The organism is Streptomyces sp. NPDC002130 (assembly GCF_040296465.1).
Taxonomy (GTDB): Bacteria; Actinomycetota; Actinomycetes; order Streptomycetales; family Streptomycetaceae; genus Streptomyces.
Window position 1 is genome coordinate 1 of the sequence record NZ_JBEOXI010001010.1, and the last position, 1,225, is coordinate 1,225.

Genomic DNA, 1,225 nt, shown 5'->3' on the forward strand with positions numbered 1-1,225 from the left:
ACCTGTTCGGGCTCGTCGGCCTTGCCTTCACTGACCAGTGCCGCGACGAGACGATCCCGAAGAGTCGGGGCCGTGCCCTGATCAGGTTCCGGTTTTGCGTCCAGGTTTGGGGCGGATTCCAGCTCGGACAGTCGCGACTTCCACAGCCCTTGTAGGCGTCCACGATGGTCGGCCAGGTCGAAGGCCTTGAGCTGCGCGCCGATCGCATTGAGCTCCGCGCGGTCGGCTGCCTTTTCGATGGCTGCTGCGATCTCGCCGGCCTCCTCGGCGGAGATGATCTGCAGGCCGCTGGGTAGCGGCTCGACCCGGAAAAGCTCCTTCTTGCCGCGAGTCTTGGTGAGCGGGATCGCCTTCGCTTTGTCGAGGTCCGTCATGTGACTGATTCGGATCCCGCCAACCTTGCTGGGCCCGAACGTAATTTCCGGGTCTCGGTACAGCTTGAGTCTCCGACCGACGTACGTTCCAGACTTCGGCCCCCACACCTCTAGCAGGACGCGGGTCATGCTCTTGCCTGGTCGATACGGACGATCTGGGCCGAACTCAGCGGTGACGATCTCGACGGGCTGCTCGCTGTTGCCCTTACGCACCTCAGTGATGGTGACGATCTGCGGGCCGGCAATGAGGTCGTCGGCGTTGATCTGGTCGGATCGCGGAGCTGCTGCCGCAATCAAATCGACGTCCATTAGTCGAACTCCATTTCTGTGAATACTCGCTCGGTCATCGGGAATCCGACGACCGACTGTTCGTAGAGGCGAATCATCTCGGCGGCGCTCTTCTCGAATCCTTGAACCGCCGCTTCGATGGCGTCGAACCAACGTTGATCCGGGAACACGCGGGTCACCCACAGGTGCATGCCGCCTGAGTAGCTGATGTAGTCGATCCATTCGCGGCCGGAGACGAATAGGCCGCATTGGAGTTGGGCCATGTTCTCGGCCGGCGGTTCGCCGGAAAGAACGGTTTCGACCTGCTTCTTCTGCAGGCGCGACTTGACCTCGATCAACCCGTCGTCGCCGACCAGGCCATCGGGTGAATAGCCGAGCTTGACGCCGCGGGTCTCGCGGATCATGAAACCTACTTGGCGCACCCGTGAGTCGGACGTCGAGTAAACGATCGTTCAGTGCCCCATGCCAATGAGATGCACATTCGGATCTCGGTGGTTTATCGCCCGACCTGGCTTTGCCTGGATAGCAAAAGCCCATCGACATGACGGCTACCGTGTCCGGGT

The 1,225-nt window shown here is 61.3% G+C and carries 2 protein-coding genes; both read right to left on the bottom strand.

Annotation, left to right across the window (positions count from 1 at the left end):
- A partial coding sequence (locus ABT116_RS47890) for a hypothetical protein (protein ID WP_351647769.1) occupies positions 1–683 on the bottom strand: 683 nt, incomplete at its 3' end.
- The gene (locus tag ABT116_RS47895; RefSeq protein ID WP_502984093.1) at positions 683–1,066 is read right to left on the bottom strand and encodes a PDDEXK family nuclease; all 384 of its coding nucleotides are present in this window, start codon (positions 1,064–1,066) and stop codon (positions 683–685) included. The genes ABT116_RS47895 and ABT116_RS47890, both read right to left, overlap by 1 nt.
- Positions 1,067–1,225: the final 159 nt, after the last annotated feature.

Excerpts from the sequence above, each read along its gene's own strand:
- ABT116_RS47895 (WP_502984093.1), bottom strand. The coding sequence starts at position 1,066 with ATGATCCGCGAGACCCGCGGCGTCAAGCTCGGCTATTCACCCGATGGC.